At 64.8% G+C, this 23312-nt stretch carries 28 protein-coding genes and 1 tRNA gene; 17 read left to right on the top strand and 12 right to left on the bottom strand.

Annotation, left to right across the window (positions count from 1 at the left end; all coding sequences use genetic code 11):
• Window positions 1-89 precede the first annotated feature (89 nt).
• A complete protein-coding gene (locus tag VIL42_09985) occupies window positions 90-287 on the top strand; it encodes a hypothetical protein (protein ID HEY8593175.1) in 198 nt (65 codons plus the stop codon).
• On the opposite strand, the gene VIL42_09980 is transcribed toward VIL42_09985, so the two are convergent.
• A complete protein-coding gene (locus tag VIL42_09980; protein HEY8593174.1) occupies window positions 267-911 on the bottom strand; it encodes a S24 family peptidase in 645 nt (214 codons plus the stop codon). The two genes, VIL42_09985 and VIL42_09980, sit on opposite strands and share 21 nt — an antisense overlap.
• A 104-nt stretch (window positions 912-1015) precedes the next feature.
• On the opposite strand from VIL42_09980, the gene VIL42_09975 reads away from it, so the two are divergent.
• Together VIL42_09975 and VIL42_09970 are read left to right on the top strand one after the other, a co-directional pair.
• Entirely contained in the window at window positions 1016-1252 is a 237-nt protein-coding gene (locus VIL42_09975) for a hypothetical protein (protein ID HEY8593173.1), read from the top strand.
• Complete coding sequence (locus VIL42_09970) at window positions 1188-1523, top strand: hypothetical protein (protein HEY8593172.1); 336 nt, start codon at window positions 1188-1190, stop codon at window positions 1521-1523. The genes VIL42_09975 and VIL42_09970 overlap by 65 nt, the downstream gene beginning before the upstream one ends.
• On the opposite strand, the gene VIL42_09965 is transcribed toward VIL42_09970, so the two are convergent.
• Together VIL42_09965 and VIL42_09960 are read right to left on the bottom strand one after the other, a co-directional pair.
• Window positions 1520-2029 (bottom strand): hypothetical protein, encoded by a 510-nt coding sequence (locus tag VIL42_09965; protein HEY8593171.1) that lies wholly within the window; start codon window positions 2027-2029, stop codon window positions 1520-1522. The genes VIL42_09970 and VIL42_09965 overlap by 4 nt on opposite strands.
• A 36-nt stretch (window positions 2030-2065) precedes the next feature.
• Window positions 2066-2620 (bottom strand): type 1 glutamine amidotransferase domain-containing protein, encoded by a 555-nt coding sequence (locus VIL42_09960; GenBank protein HEY8593170.1) that lies wholly within the window; start codon window positions 2618-2620, stop codon window positions 2066-2068.
• 70 nt (window positions 2621-2690) lie between these two features.
• Here VIL42_09960 and VIL42_09955 point away from each other — a divergent pair, with 70 nt between their 5' ends.
• The 7 genes from VIL42_09955 (at window position 2691) to VIL42_09925 (ending at window position 9254) form a co-directional block, all read left to right on the top strand.
• Entirely contained in the window at window positions 2691-3779 is a 1089-nt protein-coding gene (locus tag VIL42_09955; GenBank protein HEY8593169.1) for a DNA topoisomerase IB, read from the top strand.
• 34 nt (window positions 3780-3813) lie between these two features.
• Complete coding sequence (locus VIL42_09950) at window positions 3814-4905, top strand: mechanosensitive ion channel domain-containing protein (protein HEY8593168.1); 1092 nt, start codon at window positions 3814-3816, stop codon at window positions 4903-4905.
• Entirely contained in the window at window positions 4905-5360 is a 456-nt protein-coding gene (locus VIL42_09945; protein HEY8593167.1) for a MaoC family dehydratase, read from the top strand. The genes VIL42_09950 and VIL42_09945 overlap by 1 nt, the downstream gene beginning before the upstream one ends.
• A 12-nt stretch (window positions 5361-5372) precedes the next feature.
• A complete protein-coding gene (locus VIL42_09940) occupies window positions 5373-6548 on the top strand; it encodes an acetyl-CoA C-acyltransferase (protein HEY8593166.1) in 1176 nt (391 codons plus the stop codon).
• Entirely contained in the window at window positions 6548-7531 is a 984-nt protein-coding gene (locus tag VIL42_09935) for a hypothetical protein (protein ID HEY8593165.1), read from the top strand. Before VIL42_09940 ends, VIL42_09935 begins: the two co-directional genes overlap by 1 nt.
• 65 nt (window positions 7532-7596) lie before the next feature.
• Window positions 7597-7848, top strand: coding sequence for a hypothetical protein (locus VIL42_09930; protein HEY8593164.1), 252 nt, complete (start codon window positions 7597-7599; stop codon window positions 7846-7848).
• Window positions 7845-9254, top strand: a complete 1410-nt coding sequence (locus VIL42_09925) for an MFS transporter (GenBank protein ID HEY8593163.1) — start codon at window positions 7845-7847, stop codon at window positions 9252-9254. Before VIL42_09930 ends, VIL42_09925 begins: the two co-directional genes overlap by 4 nt.
• Window positions 9255-9453: 199 nt before the next feature.
• Here the strand turns inward: VIL42_09925 and phaZ are convergent, their stop codons facing one another.
• Window positions 9454-10683, bottom strand: coding sequence for a polyhydroxyalkanoate depolymerase (gene phaZ, locus VIL42_09920; GenBank protein ID HEY8593162.1), 1230 nt, complete (start codon window positions 10681-10683; stop codon window positions 9454-9456).
• 120 nt (window positions 10684-10803) lie between these two features.
• Window positions 10804-11124: a hypothetical protein gene (locus VIL42_09915; protein ID HEY8593161.1), complete on the bottom strand. Its 321-nt coding sequence runs from the start codon at window positions 11122-11124 to the stop codon at window positions 10804-10806.
• 87 nt (window positions 11125-11211) lie between these two features.
• On the opposite strand from VIL42_09915, the gene VIL42_09910 reads away from it, so the two are divergent.
• Complete coding sequence (locus tag VIL42_09910; protein HEY8593160.1) at window positions 11212-12996, top strand: ABC transporter transmembrane domain-containing protein; 1785 nt, start codon at window positions 11212-11214, stop codon at window positions 12994-12996.
• A gap of 201 nt (window positions 12997-13197) precedes the next feature.
• Window positions 13198-13839 carry a hypothetical protein gene (locus VIL42_09905; GenBank protein HEY8593159.1) on the top strand — a complete coding sequence of 214 codons (642 nt, stop codon included), beginning with the start codon at window positions 13198-13200 and terminating at the stop codon, window positions 13837-13839.
• Window positions 13840-14091: 252 nt separating this feature from the next.
• Here the strand turns inward: VIL42_09905 and VIL42_09900 are convergent, their stop codons facing one another.
• The gene (locus VIL42_09900) at window positions 14092-14547 is read right to left on the bottom strand and encodes a hypothetical protein (protein ID HEY8593158.1); all 456 of its coding nucleotides are present in this window, start codon (window positions 14545-14547) and stop codon (window positions 14092-14094) included.
• A 5-nt stretch (window positions 14548-14552) separates the two neighbouring features.
• The gene (gene phaR, locus VIL42_09895) at window positions 14553-15071 is read right to left on the bottom strand and encodes a polyhydroxyalkanoate synthesis repressor PhaR (protein HEY8593157.1); all 519 of its coding nucleotides are present in this window, start codon (window positions 15069-15071) and stop codon (window positions 14553-14555) included.
• On the opposite strand from phaR, the gene VIL42_09890 reads away from it, so the two are divergent.
• From VIL42_09890 to VIL42_09870, 5 genes are all read left to right on the top strand, one after another.
• Window positions 15070-16140: an alpha/beta hydrolase gene (locus VIL42_09890; protein ID HEY8593156.1), complete on the top strand. Its 1071-nt coding sequence runs from the start codon at window positions 15070-15072 to the stop codon at window positions 16138-16140. The two genes, phaR and VIL42_09890, sit on opposite strands and share 2 nt — an antisense overlap.
• 29 nt (window positions 16141-16169) lie before the next feature.
• Window positions 16170-16246 (top strand) — tRNA-Arg (locus tag VIL42_09885).
• A gap of 70 nt (window positions 16247-16316) precedes the next feature.
• Entirely contained in the window at window positions 16317-16673 is a 357-nt protein-coding gene (locus VIL42_09880) for a hypothetical protein (protein HEY8593155.1), read from the top strand.
• A gap of 69 nt (window positions 16674-16742) precedes the next feature.
• On the top strand, window positions 16743-17522 hold the full coding sequence (locus VIL42_09875) for a nucleotidyltransferase (GenBank protein HEY8593154.1): 780 nt from the start codon (window positions 16743-16745) through the stop codon (window positions 17520-17522).
• On the top strand, window positions 17512-18240 hold the full coding sequence (locus tag VIL42_09870) for a metallophosphoesterase (protein ID HEY8593153.1): 729 nt from the start codon (window positions 17512-17514) through the stop codon (window positions 18238-18240). Before VIL42_09875 ends, VIL42_09870 begins: the two co-directional genes overlap by 11 nt.
• Here the strand turns inward: VIL42_09870 and VIL42_09865 are convergent.
• From VIL42_09865 to VIL42_09845, 5 genes are read right to left on the bottom strand one after another with little or no spacing between them, the layout of a single operon-like run.
• Window positions 18237-19295, bottom strand: a complete 1059-nt coding sequence (locus VIL42_09865) for an AI-2E family transporter (GenBank protein HEY8593152.1) — start codon at window positions 19293-19295, stop codon at window positions 18237-18239. The genes VIL42_09870 and VIL42_09865 overlap by 4 nt on opposite strands.
• 42 nt (window positions 19296-19337) lie before the next feature.
• Entirely contained in the window at window positions 19338-20114 is a 777-nt protein-coding gene (locus VIL42_09860) for an SDR family NAD(P)-dependent oxidoreductase (protein HEY8593151.1), read from the bottom strand.
• Window positions 20101-21321: a zinc-dependent alcohol dehydrogenase gene (locus tag VIL42_09855; protein HEY8593150.1), complete on the bottom strand. Its 1221-nt coding sequence runs from the start codon at window positions 21319-21321 to the stop codon at window positions 20101-20103. Before VIL42_09855 ends, VIL42_09860 begins: the two co-directional genes overlap by 14 nt.
• Window positions 21322-21330: 9 nt before the next feature.
• Window positions 21331-22035 carry an SRPBCC family protein gene (locus tag VIL42_09850; GenBank protein ID HEY8593149.1) on the bottom strand — a complete coding sequence of 235 codons (705 nt, stop codon included), beginning with the start codon at window positions 22033-22035 and terminating at the stop codon, window positions 21331-21333.
• 53 nt (window positions 22036-22088) lie between these two features.
• A complete protein-coding gene (locus VIL42_09845) occupies window positions 22089-23312 on the bottom strand; it encodes a dihydrolipoamide acetyltransferase family protein (GenBank protein HEY8593148.1) in 1224 nt (407 codons plus the stop codon).

The following is a 23312-nucleotide window of genomic DNA, read 5'->3' as shown; positions in this document are numbered from 1 at the left end:
CCGTTTCGCGACTGCCGACAAATGTCGTGAACAAAGCGTTGACCATGCCGCGGTGGCGTTGGTGACCGCGCTCTGCCATGGGGCCGGTCATGCAGAGCAGCCGCGCCCGCGCCGGGGGATGTTTCCTGACCCTGTTCATCCCGATCGGCTTCGTCGCCGGGTTGGCGGTCGGCGACCCCGTGGGCGGATCGCTGCTCGGGCTCGCCGCCGGAGCAGCGATCGCCGTCGCCGTCTGGCTGTTCGATCGCCGTCGCGTCAGCCGCGGGCTAGACGATCCGGCGCCCTGACCAGATCACCCGGCCGATGCAGTTGATGTCGTCCATGCTGCAGTCGGGCCAGTCGGGATAGGCCGGATTGTCGGACTGGATCGTCACCCGCCTACCGCTGGGATGGAGGGCGATGCGCTTCACCACCACCGCATCGTCGATGCGAAGAACGTAGATTCCGTCGCGTAGCCGGTCGAGGCAATCGCCGAGATCGACCAGGATGTCGTCGCCGTCATTGAGCGTCGGCGCCATCGAATCGCCGTCGACGCGGACGATCGACAATTTCGCGGGGCCGCTCGCCGTCAGCGCTTTCAGCCAGCGCTCGTTGAAGCCGAAATAAGGTTTGCCAAGCTCCTCGTTCACGACTGCGCCCGGGCCTGCCGAAACCGACACCGGATGCCGCTTGATCGAGACGAGGCCGGCCCCTTCGCTGGGCTCCGAAGGACCGCCGAGCAGGCTTTCCGAAATCGAAAAGTAGCGTGCGAGCTTGCGCCGCTCCTCCTCCTTCAGCCGCTTGGGCACTCCGCGGCGGACGAACTGCTGAATGTAGGCAGGGTTGCGCCCGAGCATGCGGGACAGGCCGGCGAAGTCCTCCCCGCGTTCGGCGCACAGGCGCTCCAGGGTCAGGCGGGGATCCGGCAACATGGTTGAAGGCTCATTACTTATAGGAATTTTCCTAGACAAGTAGGAAATGCGTTGGGAAGAAAACGGCAGCCGAGTCGCGCAACGACTGATGAGGAATACGACAAGTGCATTTGCTTAGAGAGGTGGAAAAATTCCTGCGCCTGAACGACACGAGTCCAACGACGTTCGGCCGGGAAGCCATGGGGGATCCAAGGTTTGTGTTCGATCTGCGGAACGGGCGCGATCCGCGTCCGAGAACCGTCGCTCGCGTTCGGCTTTCCTTCGGGAGGGGGACCAATGATGCGGCTGGCGATGTCGCCGGCAGCGTCGGCACTGCTGCGCGCGCTGGTCGCGCGAGCTGAAGTCGAGCCGGATAGGATTCTGCTTAGCATGGTGGAAAGCGTGGATTGGCAGTCGCTGACGTTCACGGGGGAACGTCACAAGCTCAATCTGCGCATCATCGGCGCCGATTCGGATCGAGTTGCGGATCGCATCTGCGCCGGGCTTGGCGAGGCGGAAATCAGAGTACCTGGAGCGATCCTCGCCGACATTGCGCGCGTCGGTGAAGCCGCGACGCAGCCCGACGGTTCGACAGACTTGATGATCGAGGCGCTGACGGTCGCCGACGATTAGCGGATCGAGCGGCGCAGCTCCGCAAGCGCCTGGTGAAGAGCCTGCGACGCGTCCGAACTCTCGGCGTCGCCGGCGCTGCGCCCCAGATGGTCGTCGATCCGTGACTTGAGCTCCGCAGGCGTCGGCATTGCGCTTCGATCGAACAGCCGAACGACGCGGGAGTCGGGGCCGAGCTGTTCGAGGATGTCGTCGAGCACCAGCGCATCGCCGGCGTCTGGCTGGACGCGCTCGGTAAGCAGAAGCTCTTCAAGTTCGGGCGCTTCGTAGTGGCGAAGCTCGAAGGGCGGGGTTGCCATCCGCTCCGAGTTGCCGACGAGAGCGGCGAGCACGCGCCCGCAACACAGATAGGCGAGAGCGCCCGCACCTCCGGCGTACGCGCCCAGCGTCGGCTGAGCGAGCGAGGCCGAAAGCCAGACGTACGCGGCAATGGCGCATGCGGCGCCGAAGCTCGCGCATGCCGCGCGGATGACATTGTCTTCGATCTTGGTTGCGAGTGCTGCCTGCATGCAAGCAGGAGTAAGGCGTAAATGGTTTCCAGACGGTTAGGACGTCGTCCGCTCCGGCGCCTTCTCGATCAATTCGCCGAGTGCGGCCGTGAAAGCGTCGACATCGTCAGGGTTACGGCTGGTGACAATGTTGCCGTCCGTCACTGCCGGCTCGTCGACGACCTGCGCACCTGCATTCTTGAGGTCGGTGCGAATGGAGGGCCAACTCGTCACGATACGGCCGCGGACCAGGTCAGCTTCGATCAGCAGCCACGGGCCGTGGCAGATCGCAGCAATCGGCTTGCCCTGCTCGGCGAAGCGGCGGATCAGGGCGATCGCATTGGCGTGCATGCGCAGCTGATCCGGATTGCGGAGCCCGCCGGGGAGCATCAGCGCGTCAAACGCTTCGACGTCGACCGCGTCAATCGCGAGGTCTGGGCGGATCGTCTTGCCCGGGTCGTCCCGGACCGTCGCTTGGATCGGATCGCGGGTCAGCGACGCGAGGCGCACATCGGCCCCACGCTCGCGCAAGATTTGGCGCGGCCCGAACAGCTCCCACTCTTCAAAGCCGTCGGCGGCCACGATCAACACCCGCGCGTCACGCAATTTCATCGGACATCCTTTCGACCAGCGTCAGGAACCTGCGCGCTCTCTCGCTCGCTTAAGACCGCCAGGGAGACGAGTGAAGCCATTGCTAAGGCACAGCAGCGATACGGAACCGGGGATCAGCCGCCAGCGGATCAAGAACGCCTGGGGCTATTTCGACGCCGAAGGCAACCGCATCACTGACCGCGACGAGATCGACCGGTTGAACGCGATCGGCCTTCCGCCCGCTTATGAGAATGCGTGGTTCTGCGCCGACCCGAACGGGCACCTTCAGGCCACCGGCGTCGACGCGCGCGGCCGCAAACAATATCGCTATCATCCGCTGTTCCGCGAGAAGCGGGAGACGGCGAAGTTCGACGGCCTGCTCGAATTCGGCAAGGCGCTGCCTCGCTTGCGCAGGCGTGTCGAACAGGACCTTCGCAAGCGCAAGCTGTCGCGTGAGACGGTGCTCGCCGCCATCGTCCGCCTGCTCGACCACGAGCATATTCGCATCGGCAATGAGCAATATGCCAAGCAGAACAAAAGCTTCGGCGCGACGACCTTGCGGACGCGGCACCTGCGGCGGAAAGGACAGTCGCTGTCGATGAAGTTCACCGGCAAGCACGGCATCGTTCACGAAGTGAAGATCACCGACAGCAACCTGAAGCGCATCTGCAAGCGCTGCCAGGACCTGCCCGGCCAGATGCTGTTCCAGTATATCGGCGACGATGGGGAGCCGAGGCCGATCTCGTCAGGCGACGTCAACGACTATATCAAGGAAGCGACAGGCAGCGACTTCACCGCCAAGCATTTCCGCACCTGGGGCGCGAGCGTCATTGCGTTCGACCAGATGCTGAAAAAGGCGGACGATACCCGGATCAGCGTCAAGACCGTGGTCGAGCCGGTAGCCGAGGCGCTCGGCAACACGCCGGCGATCAGCCGCAAGTCCTATGTCCACCCGCGTCTTCTCGAAGCCGTGAAAGAGGATCCGCGCGACCCACTCGGCGGACTTGAACGGCCGCGGCCGCGCAAGCGCCTGTCGAGCACCGAGGTCGGATTGCTTGAATATCTGGCGCAGGGAGCGCGACGCGTCCGCAGGCGCAAGCCGAAGCCGCAGGAACGCGCAGCAAGCGCGGCGGCGGTCCGCGAGCAAGCCGCAGCGCAGGAGGCGGCGGCCGCCGCTTGACCCAGGCTGCCGGTCGCCGCCAAGAGGCGGCTGAATGACGCCGAAGGTCGAGCGAACCCTTGCCTGGTTCTCCGCGAACCTCGACGCACTGCTGCTCGGCGCAGCCGTCGCGGCGGGGCTGGTCGTCGTCATGCTCATCCTGCGCGGCATCGGCGCCCGGATCAGCGCGGCCGATCCGGACTGCACGACCTGGAAGTCCGTAATCGGCAGGGTGCTGGCGAAGACCACCCTCGCCTTTATGATCTTTGCCGCGATCGACGTGGTGACTACCTTCGCCGAGCCGCCGCCGCGGGTCGGGCGGCTGTTCGACATCCTCTTCATCATCGCTGCCGCGGCGCAGGGCGCCATCTGGGCGCGCGAGCTGATCCTTGGGGTCATCGGGCGGCGTGTGCGGGAAGATGCAGAGACGACCCTCGGCAATGCCTTTTCGCTGATCCGTGTGCTGGTCAGCGTCGCGCTGTTCGCGATCGCGATCATCGTCATCCTCGACAACCTCGGAGTCAACGTCACTGCCCTGGTGGCCGGGCTCGGCATCGGCGGCATCGCCATCGGCCTGGCGGCGCAGGGCATCTTTTCCGATCTGTTCGCGGCGCTTGCGATCCTGTTCGACAAGCCGTTCCGCCGGGGCGACACCATCCGTTTCGACCAGACCACCGGCACCGTTGAGCGGATCGGACTGAAGACGACGCGGCTGCGGGCGATCACTGGGCAACAGGTGGTGATGGCCAACACCAAGCTGCTCGAGCGGGAGATTCACAATCTCGCCGAGGGGCACAGCCGCCGCGCGACGATCACGTTCGGGCTGGTCTATCATACCGACCCGGACCTGCTGGCGACGGTTCCGGAAGTGGCCGAAAGCGCAGTGTGCGCGCGGGCCGGCTGCACCTTCGTCCGCTGCGCCGTCACCGCGTTCGGACCGTCGAGCCTTGACCATGAGCTGATTTACGACAGCGGCAGCCTCGACCCCGATGTGAATGCCGACGACCGTGCGGCGATCATGATGCGCCTGCTCCGGGAATTCGCGGCGCGCGGGATGGAATTCGCCTACCCGACCCAGACGACCTACACCGCGGCCCCAGACGGGACCCTGGTAATGCCCTACGCCGCACCGCAGGCGAAAGGCTGATGCCGATCGCAGCGCTCGACCACATCCGCGATCGCGTCGGAAGCGAGGTGGGCGTATCGTCCTGGCTCACCATCGACCAGGCGCGGATCGATGCGTTTGCGGACGTAACGGAGGACCGGCAGTTCATCCATATCGACCCTGCCGCCGCAGCGCAGACGCCGTTCGGCGGTACCATCGCCCACGGCTTCCTGTCGCTGTCCCTACTGTCGCGGATGGGGGCGGAAGCGATGCTTCTGCCCGACGGCCTGAAGATGGTCGTGAACTATGGCTTCGAGCGGGTTCGGTTCCTTGCGCCGGTGCGGTGCGGAAGCCGTGTTCGCGGGCGGTTCACGCTTGACTCGGTCGACGAGAAAGGGCCGGGACAGATATTGATGCGCCACGAGGTGACGGTGGAAATTGAGGGGCAGGAGAAGCCTGCACTTTCCGCCTTGTGGCTCGGCCTGGTGATCCTTTGAGGGAGAATGACTTTGCGTGACGCCGTGATCGTTTCGACTGCCCGTACCGGCATCGGCAAAGCCTATCGCGGCGCGTTCAACGCGACCCCCTCCCCGACCCTTGCGGCCCATCCGATCCGCGCCGCCGTGGAGCGGGCGAAGGTCGACCCGGCCGAGATCGACGATGTGATCATGGGCGCCGCGCTGCAGCAGGGTGTGCAGACGACAATCGGCCGGACCGCGGCGTTGCGGGCAGGCCTTCCGGTGACGGTCGCCGGCATGTCGCTCGACCGCCAATGCGCGTCGGGCCTGATGTCGATTGCCACCGCCGCGAAGCAGATCATCGTCGATCGCATGGACGTGGTCGTCGCCGGCGGCGTCGAATCCATTTCGCTCGTCCAGACCGGTGAAATGCGGCTCGGGCCCGATCCGGAGCTGCTGAGCATGCACAACGGCGTCTACATGCCGATGATCGACACCGCCGAAGTGGTCGGCCACCGCTATGGCATCAGCCGCGAGCGCTGCGACGAGTTCGCACTCCGCTCGCAGCAGCGCACCGCCGAGGCCCAGCGCAGCGGCAAGTTCGACGACGAGATCATTCCCGTGACGGCCAAGATGGGGGTGAAAAACAAGGACACGGGCGAAGTCTCGTTCCAGGAGATCACGCTCGACCGCGACGAGGGCAACCGGCCGGAAACGACGCTGGATGGCCTCGCAAAGCTGGAGCCGGTGCGCGGCCCGGAGAAGATCATCACCGCCGGCAATGCCAGCCAGCTGAGCGACGGCGCGTCGGCCAGCGTGCTGATGAGCAGCGAACTTGCCGAGAAGCGCGGCCTCGAGCCGCTCGGCCGCTATGTCGGCATGGCGGTTGCGGGGACCGAGCCGGACGAGATGGGGATCGGCCCGGTGTTCGCGGTGCCGAAGCTGCTCGAGCGCTTCGGGCTGAAGGTCGACGACATTGGCTTGTGGGAGCTCAACGAGGCCTTCGCCGTGCAGGTGCTCTACTGCATGGACAAGCTCGGCATCCCCGAGGAGCGGCTGAACGTGAACGGCGGCGCGATCTCAATCGGTCACCCTTACGGCATGAGCGGCGCGCGGCTCGTCGGCCACGCTCTGATCGAAGGCAAGCGCCGCGGCGAGAAATATGCCGTCGTCACGATGTGCGTCGGCGGCGGCATGGGTGCGGCGGGGCTGTTCGAGATCCTGTGATGAGCGGCCTGCGTCGCATCGCTGTCCTTCTCGCGGTGCTGCTATCGCTCACCGCGGCGCCTGCGTTCGCGCAGCCGGCATCCAAGGGTTTGCAGCTCGTCGACTACACAGACGAGTTCGCGCGCGTTTGGGAGGCCACCGCAAGTCTTCCTGACGCCGAGCGCACTGCCCGGTTCAAGAGCGAGTTCGCGAAAATCCTACCGGGATTCTACGATCACCGCCGGATGCGTGGGGCCACCGAGGAGAAGTATGACGCCCACCTGCTCAAGGGCTTGAAGGCCTATCCCGAGCAACGCCAAGGCATCACGCGCGTGGCACGGGAGTTTGCCGCCTCCATGGCTCCATCACAGGCGAGCTTCGAACGCGCGTTCGGGCCAATGACCGGCTATCCGCCCGTGTTGCTTGTCAACAGCCTCGGCGAATTTGACGGCGGAACGCGGACCCTAGAGGGCAAGGGTTATCTCATGTTCGGCGCGGACATGATCGACAAGCTCTACAAGACGACGCCGATCCAGCCCTTCTTCCACCACGAGCTGTTCCATCTTTATCATAGCCGCAGCTTCGACGAATGCGAGGCGGTGTGGTGCGGCCTGTGGAGCGAGGGACTTGCAGTCTACGTGGCGGCGCAGCTCAACCCAGGCGCGGACGACGCCTCCTTGCTCCTGACGTTTCCGGTTTCCCTTCGCGAGGCGGTCGAAAAGGATCGTCGGGGGGCGGTTTGCTCGATTGCCACAAAGCTGGATTCAACGGCAAATGAGGATCTCGCCGCCATGTTCCAGGGTCGTCCGAACCCGGACGGCGCCTTCCCGCCACGCTATGCTTATTACGTCGGCTATTTGGTCGCGCAGGATGTCGGGCGCACCCGAACGCTGAAGCAATTGGCGAGCCTGACGCTAAATCAGGCGCGTCCGCTGATCGAGGCCAGCCTCGCCCAAATGGCAAGCTGTCCCACGGGCAAGGCGAGCGGAGGCGAGCGCGGCTGAACGCGGGCACTTCTTGAACCTAAAGCCCGGCAAGCGGTTTGAAGGAACAAAAGGGAGGACCGAACATGCCCGTTTCTGAAATGCCGCTCATCGAACGCGTCGCCCGGGTGCTCGCAGGCGCCGCGCACAGCAGCAATGCCGAAGGCAGCGACCCGTCAGCCGGCGAGAAGATCGACCAGGTTTGGCGCGAACATGTGAACCAGGCGCTTGCGGTTCTTCATACCATGCGTGAGCCCGACGAGCGGATGGCCGCCGAAGGCGACCCCGAAACGTGGCGCCGGATGGTCGAAGCGGCATTGGCCGAACACGTCGATTGAACCGCGCCGGGGGGCGTAGCCGGCTGGCGGGGAGATCAGCGGATACTGATCCCCGGTGGACGCTCGTCGCCTGCATCCTCGCGTCGAGCCTGAGCTTCGTCGAAGGGTCAGTTCTCAACGTCGCCCTCCCGGCAATTCGCGAGAGTTATTCGGCCGGGGCGCAGGACGTGCAGTGGGTGGTGAACGCCTACCTTCTGCCATTGACCGCGCTGTTGCTGCTCGGCGGTGCGCTCGGCGACCACTTTGGACGACGTCGGCTGCTGGTCGTCGGCACCTCCATCTTCGCAGTCACTTCGCTGGTCTGCGCCCTTGCGCCGACCCTCCCGCTCCTGCTCGCCGCGCGTGCCGGCCAAGGCATTGGCGCAGCGCTGTTGCTGCCGAACAGCTTGGCGCTGCTCAACGCCGCCTTCTCCGGTGAAAAGCGCGGCCGGGCCGTGGGCATCTGGGCGGCTGCCGGCGCGGCGTCTGCCGCCCTGGCCCCGCTCATCGGCGGCTGGCTTGTGGCGAACGTCGGCTGGCCGGCCATTTTCTACATCAACCTTCCTCTCGCGCTTGGGGCGATCGTTCTCGCGGTCCGGTTCGTTGCCGAGAGCCGCGAAGGTGCGGGCGGACGCACCGACTATGGCGGCGCTGTCGTTGCGACGCTTTCGCTCGGCGGTCTCACTTACGGATTGACCTTGTGGTCGGCGGTGGGCCGCTTCACAGGTGCCGCCGTCCTGTCGCTTGCGGCGGGAGTGGGCTTGTTCGGCCTGTTCCTGTTCATCGAGCACCGGCGGGGAAGCCGCGCGATGATGCCGCTCAACCTGTTCCGCAACCGCTGCTTTTCAGGCCTGAACCTGCTGACCTTCCTGCTCTACGGCGCTTTCGGCTCGGCGATGCTGCTGATCCCGTACGTGCTGATCAGCAGCGGCGGCTACTCGCCATCGCAGGCGGGGTTGGCGATGCTGCCGCTGCCGATCCTGATGACCCTGCTGTCGCCGACCATGGGCAGCGTCGCCGCGCGCGTGGGCGCGCGTGTCCAACTAGCTGCGGGGCCGCTTGTCGTCGCCGCGGGGTTAGCCATGGCCCTGCTCATCACGCCGGAGAGCCGCTACTGGACGGGTCCGTTCCCCGCCATCCTGGTGATGGCGGCAGGAATGACGATCGCGGTGGCACCCCTGACCTCGTCCGTGCTGGGCTCGGTCGAGGAGCAGCATGTCGCCATGGCTTCAGGGTTCAACAGCGCCGTCGCCCGGGCCGGCGGCCTCATCGCCACAGCATTGCTCGGCTCCGTGCTCGCAAGTGAAGGGAATGCACTGTTCGCCGGCTTCCGCAATGCCATGTTGGTGGCGGCCGCCGTCGCGGCGGCGGGCGCGTTGGTGTCGCTGACGGTGCTGCGCCCGGTGCGCGCGCGGGGCGGCACATAATCAAAAGGCCGCCCGGGGAGCCCCGGACGGCCTTTCCATTGTCCTGCCTAAGAAAGCGGCCTGACGTTAAGCACGCACTCCATTGGAGGCTGCGCTCACCTTAGCCGCTTTGGGCATATGACAATGAGACATCAGACCACCTCCTTTCGCTTGTTGAAACTGAGCGGAAGATGGGATTCAATCCTGCAAGTTCAATAGCTTAATCGTTGGCAGCGATGAACTTCTCAACGACAGGCGCAATCCTGTCGCGCCACTTGCGGCCGTTGAAAATGCCGTAGTGGCCGACCTCCTTCGCAAGAAGGTACTGCTTCTTCGCAGCCGGCAGCTTGGTCGCGATGTCGAGCGCGGCCTTCGTCTGACCGATCCCCGAAATGTCGTCGCGCTCGCCTTCGATCGCGAGCAGCGCTGTGTCGCGGATCGCAGCCGGGTCAACGATGCGGCCACGGTGCTCCATCTGCCCGTCGGGCAGCAGGTGCCGCTGGAACACGACGTCGACGGTCTGCAGGTAGAATTCCGCCGTCATGTCGCAGACGGAACGATATTCCTCATAGAATTTCTGGGTCGCCGTTGCGCTCTCTTCGTCGCCGACGACAAGATGCTTGAACATCTCCCAATGGCTGACGAGGTGCGAGCCGAGGTTCATGGTCATGAACCCGGCGAGCTGGAGGAAGCCTGGATAGACCTTCCGCCCCGCGCCCGGATAGATCATCGGCACCGTGGCGATCACATTGCTCTGGAACCAGGCGTGCGGACGCTCGGTCGCAAGCGTGTTGACCGCCGTTGGCGCCTTACGCGTGTCGATCGGCCCGCCCATCATGGTGAGCGTCTTCGGACGCCAGCGGTTCTTTGCGGCGTTCATCACCGCAGTCGCCGCAAAGGCCGGAACCGACGGCTGGCATACGGCGAGCATGTGCGGACGTTCGCCGGTGGCTTCACCAATATGCTCGAGAAACTCAATCAGGTAATCGACATAATCTTCGAGGTCGAAGCTGCCCTCGCTGACCGGCACCAGCTTCGCATCGCGCCAGTCGGTGATGTAGACGTCGGCGCTTTCGAGCATCCGATGGACGGTGCCGCGCAGCAAGGTCGCATAATGGCCGGACATGGGCGCCACGATCAGCAGCGGCGGACCCTTGCCGCCGCCTTCGCGCGCGAAATGCTTCAGCTGCCCGAAAGGCTTGCGGAGCACCACTTCTTCATGGACCGGCACGTCCTTGCGCCCGACCTTCACGCTATGAATGCCGAACTCCGGCTTGCCACGGGGAGCCGATGCATGGGCGAAGACCTCGAGGCTGGCCGCCACCATCGGCCCCATGGCGCTGTAGCCGAGGGGATTTGCGGGATTGTTCAGCCATCCGGCGCCCATTCCGGCCAGCTTGCTCGCACCTGCGAGAAGCGAGCGCTGCACTTCATAGGCGTCGTAAAGCATTCAACCTCTTCCACTGCCCCCAAGGAGAACAGATGTGGCGTTGCTTTGCTCCACAGGCAAGCGATGCTGCGCCGCAGCTGCTGCACTGCGATAGTTGACTGTGGATAAGCTCGACTCGGCCTAGACCTTGGCGCGCGAGCGCTTCGGCCGATCGATCCGTTCCACGTAAGAGTCGGAGAGCGCCTCCAGGCGCCGGTCCGGCTCACCTTCCGGACGGACGAGGGTTGGATCAATCGCGGGCCGCGCGAGCCGGTCGCCGGCCAGCACCATGCCGATCACCGCGACCATCAGGACAAGGCTGACCAGTGTCGTCTGGAGGATGTCGAGGTCGAACACGACGATGGCGACGGGCACCAGCACGACCAATGCGCCGCCGATGAACTGGCCGATCCAGACGAGCACCCGTCCGAGCTGGCGGAGCCTGGTTGCGTGTGAATCCATCACCATCGAAACGGCCCTACCCTTTCCACGTTCCGCGATGAACCTAGACGATTTGAGGGGTCGCGCCACCGCTGTTAGGGAGCGCGCATGGCCGCCAACCCAGATAGCCGACCCAAGGGCCGATCGATCAAGAACCTGCGGATGGTGTGGAGCTTCGCGCTCCGCTACCCAGGGCATATCGCCGTTGCAGCACTGGCGCTGCTGGTCGCCGCCGCGGCGACGTCGGGCGTGCCCTACGCCTTCAAGCTGATCATCGACAAAGGCTTCAGCGCAGGCGGCGGCACTGGACGCGATATCGCCCGCTGGTTCCAGTATCTGCTGCTGCTGGTCGGCGTGATGGCGCTCGCGACTGCCGTCCGCTTTTATTTCGTCTCGTGGATCGGCGAGCGGACCGTCGCCGATATTCGGCTTGCCGTGCATCGCAACCTGCTGCGGCTGTCTCCAGGCTTCTTCGAGGAGAACCGGCCGGCGGAAATCACGTCGCGCATCACCGTCGATACCACAATCATCGAACAGGTCGTCGGCACGACGGTGTCGGTGGCGCTTCGCAACACCATCCTTGGAATCGTTTGCATCGGCATCCTGCTGGCGCTTGCGCCGAAGCTGGCGCTGATGATCCTTGGCGCATCGCTGCTGGTCGTCCTGCCCATCGCCATCCTCGGCCGGCGGGTGCGCACGATTTCGACGCGAAGCCAGGACCGGATTGCCGACGTCGGGACGGTCACGAGCGAGGTGCTCGGCGCGATGAAGATCGTCCAGGCATTCAACCAGCAGGCGCGCGAGGCGTCCCGCTTCACCGCGGCGGTCGAAAATGTCTTCGCAACCGCGAAGCGGCGGATCCTGGTGCGCGCGGTGATGACTGCAATCGTCATCTTCCTGATCTTCGGGGCGATCACCTTGATCATCTGGCAGGGTGCGATCGAGGTCGCAGCGGGCAAGATCACCGGCGGCACGATCGCGGCGTTCGTGCTCTACGGCGGCCTGCTTGCCGGCGCGTTCGGCAATTTGTCGGAGGTCTATGGCGACCTGCTTCGCGCCGCCGGCGCGTCGGAGCGCTTGTCCGAACTACTTCACGCCGAGCCGGAAATCCGAGCGCCGGCGGAGCCGAAGCGGCTTCCCGAGCCGGCGTCCGGCAGCCTTGCGTTCGAAAATGTCAGCTTCCGCTATCCGACCCGGCCGGAAGTTTCCGCGCTGGACGGCTTCACGCTGACAGTTACGCCGCGCGAACGGCTTGCCGTCGTGGGACCGTCGGGCGCCGGCAAGACAACGCTCTTCCAGCTCGCGGAGCGTTTCTACGACCCGCTTGACGGGCGCGTGCTGCTTGACGGCGTCGACCTGCGCGACGCCGATCCCGCGGATGTCCGCCAGCGCATCGCCATGGTCCCGCAGGAGGTGGTGATCTTCGCCGCGACGGCGCGCGACAACCTTCGCTACGGGAATTGGGACGCCAGTGAAGACGAGCTGTGGCAAGCGGCGCGGGATGCGAATGCCGAGGAGTTCCTGCGCGCGCTGCCCCAAGGTCTCGACACATTCATGGGCGAAGGCGGCGCGCGGCTTTCAGGTGGTCAGCGCCAGCGCATTGCGATCGCGAGGGCGCTGCTGCGCGATGCCCCCTTGCTGCTGCTCGACGAAGCGACATCGGCCCTCGACGCTGAAAGCGAGCGGCTGGTGCAGGACGCGCTCGATCGGCTGATGGAGGAGCGGACGACGATCGTCATCGCGCATCGGCTTGCGACAGTGCGCGCTGCCGACCGCATCGTCGTGATGGACCACGGCCGGATCGTTGAGGAAGGAACGCATGCGAGCCTAAGCGCGCGCGGAGGGTTGTACGCGCGCTTGGCTCGCCTGCAGTTCGAGGATCGAGCGGCTTAGGAGTTCCCGCCGCCCGGATTGCCGCTGCCCGAGGTGCCGCCGCTGGAGCCGCGGCCCCCGCGCGAGCTGCTGCCGCCGCGCTTCGCGCCGCCCGACTTGGCCGAGCTACTGCGCGACGACGTCGACTTGCTGCCAGCAGATTTGCCGGCGCTCGAGCGACTCGACCCGGCACTCGACGATTTCGCACGCGAGGTGCCCGACTTGCTGCCGCTGGCGCTCGACTTCGAACTGCTCGCCCCAGATTTCGAGGCGCTGCTGCGCGACCGCGATGCGCCGCTGCCCGATGCCTTCGACGCACTGCCGCGCGACGAGGACGAGCTGGATTTCGAGCTCCGCGACGAACCGGACGACGACGCGCCGCCGCTCGACCGACCGGAGCTGCCGCGCGCCGACGAACTTGAGCCGCCGCTTCCCGATTCGCCCGTCCACTTGCCGCTCATCACGCGCTGGGCCGCGTCGGCAACCGCTTCGGCGATAATCGAACCGAGCTTGGTCGCGCTTGACAGGACGCTTCCGGCAGCACGCTCGGCGGTGTCCGCGGCGTCGAGGCCGGCGTCGCGGATTTTCTTGCGCGCCGCAGGGCTGGCGCTGATCGCCGCGGCTGCGGCGGCAAGGCCGGCAGCGAGCATTTCCTTGCTCATCGCTGCCTTGGCGAGCTTGTCGACCGTGTTTTCGGAGCCCGAGGACCCCTGCGACGAAGATTTGGATGAATTGGAACCAGAAGAGGATTTCCGTGCGGATTTAGCCATTTTCTCGTTTCCCTCCGTTGTTGGAGCGAAAGACACTTTAAAGCCGTTCCGGTTCCCTAATGAAGTCAGAACTTCGCTACTGCAGATAATGTAAAGGGCACCGCTGCCTAAGCAGCGATGCCCTTCGACATGGTCAGCGGCCAGAAGGTGTGGCCGTTCGTCAGCTCTTAGGGCCTACGAACACCCCTTTCCGACCTCCCTGCTGAACCATGAGACATCGGATCACCTCCTTTCGCTGCGTTGAAGCCGAAACGAACATCCGTCTTCCGCAGTTGCAAGACAAGTCTTGTATTCGCGCAAGATTCGGTCAGACTTCGCAGCTTCGCGCCGGGAGCAGGGTCCAGGCTCAGGCGCGGCAATCCTCGACAAGGCGCGCGACTTCTCCCCATGCCGGGACGACCAGCGGCGTTGTGCCGGGCGTGCTGAATCCGATGCGCCCGCGGCTCGACGCCATCGCATCAAACAACCCATCGAAGGCGGTAAGTTCGGCGCTGGCCCTTCCTGTCGCCGCATCGAAGGTTGCCGAAACGCTCCGCGCCTGGAGGCTGGTCCACACCCAAAGGTTCGGTGCGGCAGCAGGCGCCGGCTTGATGATCGCGATGCGTCGCGTCGCGCGCGTGCAGCGGAGGATCAATTGCGGGCCTCCGGCGGCCGTCACGAACGCCGCCTCGCTGCCGGTCGCCGTCGGCCCATAGCGCCAATTGCCTGCGACAGGATTTGCGTAGCTAAGGTCGGGTCCGGTCTGGGCCACGACGGGCGCGGCGGCGGCGAGCGCGAGCGCTCCGAACAAGATGGGCTTCATGATCGTCAGCGGCTTAGCTTGTCGACCTTGGCTTGCAAGGCCGCGAGTTCGGCCTTCAGCTGGTCGACATCACTGCCGGCCGATTTTGCCTCCGGCTTCGCCTTGCCCGACAGCGCCTGCGCCGCATCCTCGAACATCGCCATGTTCCGCTTCGCGATCTCGGCAAACATATTGCCGCCGAACGCATCGCGCGCCGCCGACTGGTTGCGCTGGAAAGCCTCCATCGCTGCCTCGAGATATTGCGGCACGAAGCTCTGCATCGAGTTTCCGTACAGCCCGATCAGCTGCTTCAGGAAGTTGATCGGAAGCATGGTCGAACCGCGCGCTTCTTCATCGACGATGATCTGCGTCAGCACCTGGCGGGTGATGTCCTCGCCTGTCTTCGCATCGACAACTTCGAACTCCCGGCCTTCACGCACCATGTGCGCGAGGCGGTCGAGCGTGATGTATGCGGAGCTTTCGGTGTCATAAAGCCGCCGGTTCGCGTACTTCTTGATCGTCACCTTGCCCGAAGACTTCGCCATGAACAGCTCCCGAAACGCGGATGACGGCTTACTACCGGAGCAGTGTGCGCCGCAACATGAACGCGCACCGCGTCCGCTGCCGCTGTTCCTCGAGCTGGTGCGCGAGGTCTCGGCGCGCGATCCGCAGCTCGGCGCCGATGCGCTCGCCGGGCTTCGAGCTTACGAACGGGCGCCGGGCCACCAACGCGCAACGCCCAGGCCGGAAGTTGCACGGGTCGGCGGTGCTTCGCTCCGCGATCATGGCGGCGACGGTCCGCCGGCAGTGCTCGTCCCGTCGCTGATCAATCCGCCGCGCATTCTCGACCTCGATCAGCAGGTGTCGCTCGCGGATGCCGTAGCAGGCATGGGCCGGCGCGCACTGCTCCTCGACTGGGGCCCGGCGCGCGAACGGGCGGGCCTGACCGTCGCGGGCCACGTCGAGGAGCTGCTGCTGCCCATGCTCGCGCAAGCTGGCGAGCCTGCAGCGCTGGTCGGCTATTGCCTTGGCGGGACGATGGCCATTGCCGCCGCAAACCTGACCAATGTCGAGCGCCTCGCGACGATCGCCGCGCCGTGGACGTTCGCCGCTTACCCAGATCCCTCGAAGGCCGCGCTGCAAGACATGTGGCGACACTCGCAAGCAGCCGCGCGGCAGCTCGGCGCCTTGCCCATGGAGGTCTTGCAGGCCGCCTTCTGGTCGCTCGATCCGGAACGCACGGTCGGCAAGTTCGCGCAGTTCGCCAAGCTCGCGCCCGGCAGTGCCGAGGCTCGGCGCTTCGTCGAACTGGAGGAATGGGCGAACGAGGGCGAACCGCTGCCCTACCGAGCCGCCGAAGAACTGATTGCGGAGCTGTTCGGCCGCGATCTGACTGGGTCCGGCGAGTGGAACGTCGGCGGCAGGCTGGTGACCGACAGGATCGGCGTTCCTCAACTCCATCTCACCGCAGACCACGACCGCATCGCGCCAGCTGTCACAGCCCCGAGCGGCGACAAGGTCGGCATAGCGTCCGGCCACGTCGGCATGATCGTGGGTTCGGCGCGTGCAGCGCTACATCGTGAACTTAAGGCTTTCCTCGCGCCTTGCCGCTGACGCCGCTCGCGGCTAAGCCGCGCCGGCACGCACCCATAGCTCAGCTGGATAGAGCGCTGCCCTCCGAAGGCAGAGGTCAGAGGTTCGAATCCTCTTGGGTGCGCCATCCTCTGGAAATCGCAGCTCGTTTAGCGCAAAGTAAACGAGATTCACGTTCAAGTCTCAGGGGGATCGCCATGTCCGTCAGCCATGCTTTGCGCTCCGTCGTTGCGCCGATCGGCAACCTTGGTGGGCTCATCTTTCCGATCGGCTGCCTCGCGCTGCTCGTCGTGCCCGGCATCTGGTTCTACCAGGGGCGCGAGTATCTGAACTCCGGGACCTGGCCGCCGGTGACCGTGGCCGATGGCCTGCACTGGGCCGGTTATGCGGTCCCACACGCCGCCATGACAGGCTCGCTCGTTACCGAGAGGTTCCTGGCCTTCCCGCTGTCGTTGGTGCTGCTCGTGCTGATCGGCGGGCCGCTGATCGTTTACGCGCGCTTCAGCCAGTGGCTCGAGAAGACCTGCGAGCCGGACATCACCCCGCTGAACTGACCCGCTCCCTCTTTCGCGCGCCGAAACGGCACGCGGGAACCGCCGCGCCCGGCTCCCGTTGACCGGCCCATGGACCAGCAGGTCGAAGAGAAACGCGCGCCATTGATTCAGCCGCCGCCCGCGGCGGAGGCCTTCTATTCGCAAGTGCTCCAGCTGATGGCGGACTCGGGGATTCCGTTCCTGGTGTCCGGCACCTACGCTTTGTCCTGCTACACCGGCATCGACCGGCCGACCAAGGACGTCGACGTGTTCACCAAGGCCGGGGACGCGTTGAAACTGCTCCACTTCTTCAAGGAGCACGGCTTCGGCGTCGAGATCGTGGACGAGCGCTGGCTGTCCCGCATCACCCGCGGCGAATTGTTCGTGGACGTGATCACGAACATGCCCACAGTTACGACGCACGTGACTGACGAATGGTTCGTCAATGCGCCGGAGACGGAGCTGTTCGGCGCCAAGGTCAACCTGGTGCCGCCGACGCAGTTCATCTGGTCGAAGATCTTCGTCCAGGACCATCACCGCTACGACGGCGCGGACGTCGCCCACATGATCCTCAAACGCCACAACGAGATCGACTGGCGGCGGCTGCTCAGCCACATGGAGCTTTATTGGGAAGTGCTGCTGATGGCGCTGCTCAACTTCCGCTTTGTCTATCCGAGCGAGCGCGACCTGGTGCCGCAATGGCTGATGGACGAGCTGCTCGAGCGGCTGCGTGACCAGCAGGACATCGAGGGCCCCGGCAAGAAGGTCTGCCGCGGCCGCATCTTCAGCCCCCGTGACTATGCGGTCGATGTCGAGAAATGGGGCTTTTCGGAAGCAGTCGGGAACCTCGAAGAACAATATGGCGAATGAAAACGGCAAGCTGCGCGTAGCAGCGATCGGCGACCTGCACGTGCAGGAGAGCGACAGCGCGCCCTACCGCGATCTCTTCCACGAGATCTCGGCGGAAGCGGACGTGCTGGTGCTGTGCGGCGACCTCACCAATTTTGGCAAGACGCGCGAGGCCGAGATCCTGGCGGACGACATCCGCACCTGCTCGATCCCGGTCGTCGGCGTCCTCGGCAATCACGACTATGAGTGCGGGCAGCCGGAGCATGTCACCGAAATTTTGCGTGACGCCGGCATGACCGTGCTCGACGAACAGGCGGTGGAGATCGACGGGGTGGGCTTTGCGGGCGTCAAAGGCTTCATGGGCGGCTACGGCCGCGGCGAGCTTGCCCCCTTCGGAGAGCCGATCGCCAAGGCGTTCGTCGACGAGGTGATGTCCGAAGCGCGCAAGCTGGAGAACCAGCTGCGCACGCTGCGGACCGAGCGCAGCGTTGCCGTGCTTCACTATTCGCCCACAGAAGAAACGCTGACCGGCGAACCCGCGGAAATTTATCAGTATCTGGGCTCACAGCGGCTTGCCGAGCCGATCGACCGCTTCGACCATGTAAAGGCGGTCGTCCACGGCCATGCCCACCACGGCAATTTTGAAGGGCGCACGCCGGTCGGCAAGCCGGTCTACAATGTCGCGCAGTTCGTGTTGAAGCCGCTGTTCGGCAAGCGTTACGCGGTGCTGGAAATCTAGCTCTTCTCTTCGCCTGGTATCGGCGTGTCCGTCTCCAGCGTCTCGATGACGTACAGGCGCTTCACCAGGACATAGGACACGACAGCCAGCGGCGCCGCGAGGACGACGCCGATCGTGCCGAACAGCACGCCGAACGTCAGCAGCGAGAACAGCAGGATCACTGCCGGCAGATCGACAGCATATTGCTGGATCAGCGGCTGCAGCAGATAGGCCTCGGCGTGCTGGACGAGCACGTAGGCGCCAATCACCCACAAGGCGAGGTCGGTGCTCTGCGCTAACGCGATCAGGACTGCGGGAATGGCGGCGATGATCGGCCCGGCGAACGGGATGAATTCGAGCAGCCCGGCGAGCAGGCCGAGCACGAGCCAGGACTCGACGCCGAGCAGCCACAAGGCCGCACCCGTGAGGAAGCCGATGACAATCATCGCAATCAACTGCCCCTTGAGCCACAGGCGCAGCGCGCGTTCGGACTCGAGGATCGCTTCGGTGACCGTTGCGCGCTTGTCCTGCGGGATCAGCTTGATCGCGCCGGTGCGGTAGAATTTCGGCTCGGCCGCAAGGAAGATGCCGCCGAAGATGACGATCAGGATGTTGGCCACTGCGTTGGCCGCGGAACTGGCGAAACTGCTGACCGTGGACAGGATGCCGCTGCCGCTGCTGATGGCCGCGCGCCAGTTCTGCAGCTGGGTCGTCAGGCCGAGCTCGGCAATCCATGCCTGAAGCTTGTCGATCGACTGCGGAAGCGTCTTCGTCAGCACGTCGAACTGCTCGGCGAACATTCCGCCGATTAGCCAGACAACCGAGCCGATGATGGCGAAGATGATCAGAGCCGCCAAGGCGACGGCGACGCCGCTCGGCAGCCGGCTCCAGCGGCTGATCGGATCGGCGATCGCGCGGACAATCGAGGCCACGACGACGGCGCCGAACAGCATCAGCAGGACTTCGCGAAGCTTCCACGCGACGAAGGCGAGTGCAACGAGCCCGATGACGACAACCACCCGGCGCACGAAGCGCGTGTCCTCGCCTGCTGCTGCCTCTTTCGTGTTCAGCTCCACAACCGCCTAGCGTTTCGCGGCCGAAACTGTTCCGCCGAAGCGTTACTCGCCTGAGCCTGGCTCCGTCTGGGCGCGGTGAAGCTTCGCGGTGGTGGCGTCGGTCATCATGCCGGCAGCCGCGACCTGCATCTTGTTCTTGAGACCGTATATGACTGCCGGTTCGCCGCTGTTCATGCCGTCCCAGCCGGCCTTCGCGACATCGGCGGCATCGTCCTTCTTGGCCTGCCCGATTTTTGTGTCCTCAAGTTCGGCGCGGTGAAAGAAGTTCGTCTCCGTAGCGCCGGGTTTGAGGCAGGTAATCGTGACGCCGCTGTCCTTGATCTCTTCATTCAGCGCTGCGGCGAAGCTGTCGATGAACGCTTTCGATCCGTTGTAGACGGCCTGGAAGGCGCCCGCCAAATGACCAGCGATCGAACCGGTGATCAGGACGCGGCCCTCGCCGCGCTCGACCATTTTCTGGACGATCGGCTGGATCAACAGCAGCGTTCCCGTGATGTTGGTGTTGATGACGTGTTGCCATTCCTGCGGGCTTTGATCGAGAAAGCCGTGGCCGAGCCCGTGGCCGGCATTCGCCACCAGCACGTCAACCTGCCGGTTGCCGATCTTCTGCAACAGTTGATCGACACCTTGCTGCGTCGCGAGGTCGGCCTCGAACTGATCGATGTCGACACCGAACTCCTGGAGCGCTGGGCCAGCTTCCACGAAGGGCGTGTCTGCCGCGACGATGAGGTCATAACCGTCACGCGCCGCGCATTTGGCGAGCTCGAGCCCGATACCGCTCGAAGCACCAGTGACGATGGCGAGTTTACGCGAGCTCATGCTTTTGCTCCTTGGAGGTCTTGCTGGGGGTTGCCGCCTCGGTCTTGAGGACGATCTTGGTGTAGGCGTCTTGCTCGTCGTGCCAGTGGCGGTACATCTCCGCGGCCTGCTCCAGCGGCGCGTGGTGTGAAATCAGGAACGTGGTGTCGACTTTTCCCTGCTCGATCAGTTCGAGCAGCGGCTTGGTATATTTCTGAACGTGGGTCTGACCCTGTTTCACGGTCAGTCCCTTCTCCATCATTTGGCCGAGCGGGAATTTGTCGGCGAACCCGCCGTAGACGCCGGGAATGGAAATCCGTCCGCCCTTGCGGCAGGCCAGGATCATCTGACGCAGCGCGTGGGGCCGCTCGGTGCCGAGGAAGGTATGGGCCTTCACGGTATCGACGATGTTGTCGACGGTCAGCCCATGGCTTTCCATGCCGACGCAGTCGATGCACGCATCGGGGCCGATGCCGCCGGTCATTTCGTCGAGCGCTTCGCGAACGTCGACTTCGCGATAATCGAGGACCTCCGCGCCCATTTGCTTCGCCAGCTCGAGCCGGCGCGGGTAATGGTCGATGGCGATCACGCGGTGCGCGCCCAACAGCTTGGCCGACTGAATTGCGAACAGGCCAACCGGGCCGCAGCCCCACACGGCCACCGTGTCGCCGGGTTCTATGTCGGCATTTTCCGCCCCCATCCAACCGGTCGGCAGAATGTCGGACAGGAACAGCACTTCGTCGTCCTCCAGATGGTCCGGAACGACGATCGGCCCCACGTCGGAGAACGGCACGCGCACATATTCCGCCTGCCCACCGGCGTAGCCGCCGGTGAGATGCGCATAACCAAAAGCCGCGCCCATCGGATGACCCATCAGCAGGCGCGACGCTTCGAACGTCTCGGTCGGGTTGCTGTTATCGCAGGCGCTAAATTGCTGCTTGTTGCAGAAGAAGCATTGGCCGCAGCTGATCGTGAATGGAACGACGACGCGCTGCCCCTTTTTCAGCGTGCTCTTCGCGCCGACCTCGACCACTTCGCCCATGAATTCATGACCCAGGACGTCGCCGGCGCGAAGCGTCGGAATATAGGCGTCGTACAAGTGAAGGTCGGAGCCGCAAATCGCGGTTGAGGTTACCCGCAGGATCGCGTCTCGTGGATTGACGATTTCCGGATCGGGGACAGTGTCGACCCGAACGTCGTGGCGTCCATGCCAGGTCAGTGCGCGCATGAATTCCTCCTAAATTCGGGCTTCGGTGGGTGTTTCAGACGCACGGCCCGAGGGCGACGCGTTCACCGCGATCTCGCCATTTTCCATCAGCTGCTTGAACCGGCGAAGGTCGCGCCGGCCCTGGATCTTTGGCTCGCGCTGCATCAGCTTTGCGAACCCCTTGCCGAGGATGCCGCCCGGCGGATCGTAGCGCATGGTCAGGCGCACCATCGTGCCGCGGCCTGGTGCGGCCTCGATGAACTCGACGGCGCCTTCGGTCCTGATCTGTGAATCGGGCTCGCTTTCCCACGCGATCCGGCGGGGCGAGTCCTCGGTGATTCTGGTGCGAACTCGGACCGTGGTCCCGGCCGGAGCCTTGATCGTCCATTCGGATACGCCGTTTCCGTCCGAGACGATCTGTTCGACATTCTCCATGAAGCGAGGGAATTTCGTGAAGTCGCGCCACTCGCGGTAGAGCTCATCGGCCGGCTTGCCGATCGTCACTGTGTTGCCGACCAGATTGGCGTCGTAACGCTCGGTGCCGCGACGCCAGACGTGGTCCGGGGCATCGCTGATATTCTCGATCGGTGCGCCGCCGCTTCCGGTGCGCTTGGCAAGAAGAAATGCAGCGGTGCCGGCCGCAGCCGCAAGGCCTGCTCCAATTACCGCGAGCTGCGTCGCATTGCCCGAGCGATCACTTCCGCCCGGCCGGGTGCGGTTATCGCGTTGCGCCATCGTCTTCTCCATCACCTTCGCCAAAGACGAAGCGTTCAAGACGATTTAGGTTCCTACGGGGCCGGCCAGCTTTCGACGATCTCGACGAAGCGCGACAGCCACGCGTTGGTCTGGTGCCCGTCGACGACGCGATGGTCGATGGTGAGGGTCACAAAAGCCATCGGGCGAACGAGGATCGCGTCCTGACCGCCGATCTCGCGGACGACGACGCGCTTTTCGAGCTTGCCGACGCCCAGGATCGCCGCCTGACCCTGGTGGAGGATGATCGGCGCGGCGACCAACGAGCCGGAGACCCCGTGGTTGGAGATGGTGAAGCTGCCGCCGGATACGTCCGACCGCTCGAGCTTACCTTCCCGCGCGCGGCGCGTCAGGTCATCGAGACGGGCGCCAATCTGCTCAAGGCTGAGGTTGCCGGCGTCCTTGACCACGGGAACGACAAGACCCTTTTCGCCGAGCGCGGTGCCGACGCCGATGTCGATGGTCGGCGAGATGGCAATCCGGTCTTCTTCCCAGCGACCATTGATCGCGGGCGCGACTGCCATGGCATCGGCGGCGGCTTTGACGATGTAGGCAGTGTAGCTGAGCTTGGTGCCACGGGCCGCGAGCGCCGCCTTGTGCGCGGCAATGGCCGAAAAGTCCGCTTCGAACACGGCGGTAACGTGCGGCTGCTCGGCCACCGCCCGCGCCATATTGTCGGCGATGCTCCTGCGCATCCGGTCGTGCGGGATGTCGGTCGCACTGAACGGCTCCGCGACGCGCGGCTGCGAGATTGCCTTCGGTCCATCGTCGACATGGCTGACGGTGGCCATGGCAACCGCCCGGTCGACATCCTCGCGCGTCACGCGGCCGTTGCGGCCGGTCCCCTCTATTCGGCTCGCGTCGATCCCGTGCTGCAAGCAAGCGCGACGGACGGAGGGAGACAGGCGCGTTTCCTGCCCGGCGCCAGCTTCGTTCGTCCTGAGCGAAGTCGAAGGGCGCTGCTCAGCCCTTTGTGCAAAACGCCGTTCGACCTCGTGCTCCGCACTGCGCTCGAGACGAACGCCGTCTTCGGTGCTGATGCGCGCCAGCAATGCGCCGGGCACGGCTTCCGCATCAGTGTCGAGGAGGATCTCAGCTAGAACGCCAGCGGCCGGCGCGGGCACTTCTTGAGTCACCTTGTCGGTTTCGAGCTCAACCAAAGGATCGTTCTCGGCGATCGCATCGCCGACCTGCTTCAGCCAGGCGCGGACGACCGCCTTGGTGCCTTCCTGCTCGTCGGGAACGCGGACTTCGATCAT

Origin of the sequence: Sphingomicrobium sp., assembly GCA_036563485.1 — a bacterium.
In the GTDB taxonomy this organism is placed as follows: Bacteria; Pseudomonadota; Alphaproteobacteria; order Sphingomonadales; family Sphingomonadaceae; genus Sphingomicrobium.
This window is presented reverse-complemented; position numbering and strand designations above follow the sequence as displayed.